This window comes from Gammaproteobacteria bacterium (genome assembly GCA_003696665.1).
GTDB lineage: Bacteria > Pseudomonadota > Gammaproteobacteria > Enterobacterales.
On sequence record RFGJ01000262.1, the window covers coordinates 1 to 3,043 of the forward strand.

Consider the following 3,043-nt stretch of genomic DNA (forward strand, 5'->3'; position numbering starts at 1 on the left):
ATAGTTAATGTTTAATAAACACCGGACTCTTACGGCATTTGCCTGACCAGCACAGCTTACATCTCAAGCAAGCACCCGGCACACCGTCCAAAGCTTGCCCCTTACCCGCCGGGCAAGTGAAGCCAGTCGACCTGGTTATATATTTTGCAGAGTCAATTCCTGTGGGCGATATTTCAGCAAGCTTAATTTTATGCCCATAGGATAAGCTTGCCCTCGTTTTAAGCACCGCCTCAAAATTATCATCATCAATACTGAAATAATGTTGCCAATTGGGCAGCTCCACCAGCGGACCGTAATTAAGCCAATACGTACGCGTGTACGCCCAAAACTTAATCTCTGGCAACGCGCGCGCAACCCGCGCCCACACATCAATCTGAAACTCACTGTAAAAATCGCCGGATTCGTGCACACGGAAACACGGCACACATTCACCGATGATTTTGCCGGCAAGCACCCGGGCACAGCCAGCCGCATCGCCACGCGCCCGGTATTCCTCAAGCGTCAGGAAATTCCTAACATGCGCCCGCATAACCCGCGCAAACCTGTGATTGCCCCCTTTCGCGTAACAATCCGCGCACCCATTCAACTTGCACCTGGTTTTCCCCGGACATGTGACACCAGCGGGCAAACTGAAAGCATTTTTAGGACCGTCAGTTAGCTTGCTAGCCTTCGTTAAACTGAAATAGCGGCCTATCTCTCTTTCGTGCGCCACTGTGTCAGCTTCAATGATCCGCAACAGCGACTTTACATGCCTCATACCGACTCCCAATTAAACTATACACATCAAAATGTGACCCATCTCTGTACATAGTCGGATCGTCCCCAAAGGACCACCAGTCAGGCCGACCCGACAGCAACCACGATCACGCCCGATACACATCGGGATTCAAAGCCACAAACAAATCGGAGCAATACAGACAAACAGTCTCATCAACCGGCTCACCATCGGCAAACAACTTGTAGTCCACATCACGCATGTGCACCATCATCCAACAACACTCACACACGCGCCACTCCCACGGCTTGCCACAAGTCAGCTCCCAGACCAGATCCTCAACCGAAGCAAACCGCCCACCACCGACGATCTCGAAGCCGTCACCACAGCGCCGAATCACCTCACCACCCAACTCAAAACGCTTCTCACACTGTACTTCAATATATTTTGTTAACTCCATACTTTTTACCCAAAGCAAACTAAAAAAAGCAAATAGGCTCAACAACATCAAGAACGCCACACCACGGGCTTGCGCCGAACCAGTTCCACGATCGGCCTGAAGCACGGACCGGCCCGCGTCATAAGACGCCGAGACCGGCCCGCCAGACATTAACGCACAGCCTTGCGATACGCGCCAACCCAGGCATTCACAGCACGCAGAAACTCCTTCTCAGTGGCAGCATCAACACACACACCGACAAAGCCGCCGCCCTTACAAATTTGCCAGCCCAGCGTACCTTCATGACCCGGCAGCCCCCGATCTGTGAAAACATAGGCGGGCAGCCGACCAGGTTCACGCGGCAGATCCGCAAAGAAAGTCCACTTTTCGCCGTCAACTTTTCTTTTTATTTCCATCTCTCTTCCTCCAAAAAGGCCGACACGGCCCCAAGCCGCGCCGGGCAGTTATAGTCACTGCAAGCGCTGCAGACTCTCAACAGCACAGCGCCTCGAACAAAACACTTCTGCACTACCGACATAGCCGCTATCCATACCGCGATAAAGCGGATAGCCACAATGCCTGCACTGCTCAGTACAGGGCACTTCTCGCCAGTACTCCAGCCCGAACTCACGCCGGGCTTTATCCCATAACCTATTCACAGTTTCCTTATCCATAGCTAATGCTCCATAAAAAAGCCGGCCAGCTGCAAAAGCAGCCGCCGGCGTACTTTTATAAACAACAAACACCCGCACGCTCAAGCTCAGCTCGCGCGCGCCACACGGCGCGATCGACAGCCATCGAGCCGGCACCCGCAAGCCGGTATCGACTCACGCCAAAAGTTCTCCAGAAGCGCCGGACAAACCGGCGCTCACGCCCGACTGACTGAAGCGGCACCTTGCGATCCACACACTCAACACCGCCCGGGACCACCCTGAACTGCAGCCCGCCAACGCGAACAACCGCACCCACCTGCGCCTGGTACGCAAGCCGGTAAAGCCGATGCCACCATCCGGCAAGCACTTCAGCCTCACAACTCGAGCAGAGCCCGTAATGCCGATTCGCTGGATCACAACGACATCCCGTGATCTCAGCAGCAGCCAGACCCAACTCCCGAAGTAACCTATCACTACCAATCATATCACCCCCTCCAAGTAGGCACATGCCGCCCGCGCCACTCACCGTGCAGCTCCACAGCGCGCGAATGAGACACGCGCCGCGCGTCGACAGCCTTTTCGGCCGCCGTCCAAACTTCAGCAGGCACCGGCTCTATAATCCCGCTTTCAGGATCCGGAGTCCATCGATCGCCAACCAACTGGCCGCCGCCCATCAGCTTCAGCACTTCAGCCCGGACGGCAGACTCACGCGCGCTCCGCTTCGGCACCCGGCCAATAAAACCGGCATGCTTAAAAACGGACCGCTTAACCACGGACCCGTCAACCTGCTTCTCCTCCACCGACTCACGGCGAGAAAAAGCATATACAAACGGGATGTTCCGCGCCCGCAGCTCAGCCTCCACATGAAACGCCCAAAACGGCGCCGGCGCGATCAGCGCGCACTGAAAATCAAAAATGCGCGCTTCAACAAAGTCGGCAAAATCAGCTGACCTATCGGCTAACTGAGCATCATTAGGCAAGGACTCAAAGGTGATGAGCTTCAACAACAGCTCACGATCCACCCCGTTCAGATCCACAACGCCCGCCGCAAGCTGCTCACGCGTAGCAGTATGCTGTGTACAATTAAGAATACTCATTTTTAGTTTACCCCAATAAAAAAAGCCGGCCCGCGCCAAAAGCGCGAAAGCCGGCGTTAAATCACTGCACTTCAAGCTGTTCCACCAGCTCAGATGCAGTCTCACCCGGCCACCACGTGACCGGCTCACTCCAAACCGC

The 3,043-nt window shown here is 54.9% G+C and carries 5 protein-coding genes; all 5 read right to left on the reverse strand.

The window, feature by feature from the left end; all coding sequences use genetic code 11:
• Positions 1-4 precede the first annotated feature (4 nt).
• Positions 5-529 (reverse strand): hypothetical protein, encoded by a 525-nt coding sequence (locus tag D6694_07205; GenBank protein RMH43151.1) that lies wholly within the window; start codon positions 527-529, stop codon positions 5-7.
• 334 nt (positions 530-863) lie between these two features.
• Positions 864-1,325, reverse strand: a complete 462-nt coding sequence (locus D6694_07210) for a hypothetical protein (GenBank protein RMH43152.1) — start codon at positions 1,323-1,325, stop codon at positions 864-866.
• A complete protein-coding gene (locus D6694_07215) occupies positions 1,325-1,570 on the reverse strand; it encodes a hypothetical protein (GenBank protein ID RMH43153.1) in 246 nt (81 codons plus the stop codon). Before D6694_07215 ends, D6694_07210 begins: the two co-directional genes overlap by 1 nt.
• A gap of 313 nt (positions 1,571-1,883) precedes the next feature.
• Positions 1,884-2,291 carry a hypothetical protein gene (locus D6694_07220; GenBank protein ID RMH43154.1) on the reverse strand — a complete coding sequence of 136 codons (408 nt, stop codon included), beginning with the start codon at positions 2,289-2,291 and terminating at the stop codon, positions 1,884-1,886.
• Position 2,292: 1 nt separating this feature from the next.
• Positions 2,293-3,009: a hypothetical protein gene (locus tag D6694_07225; protein ID RMH43155.1), complete on the reverse strand. Its 717-nt coding sequence runs from the start codon at positions 3,007-3,009 to the stop codon at positions 2,293-2,295.
• Between the last annotated feature and the right edge of the window lie 34 nt (positions 3,010-3,043).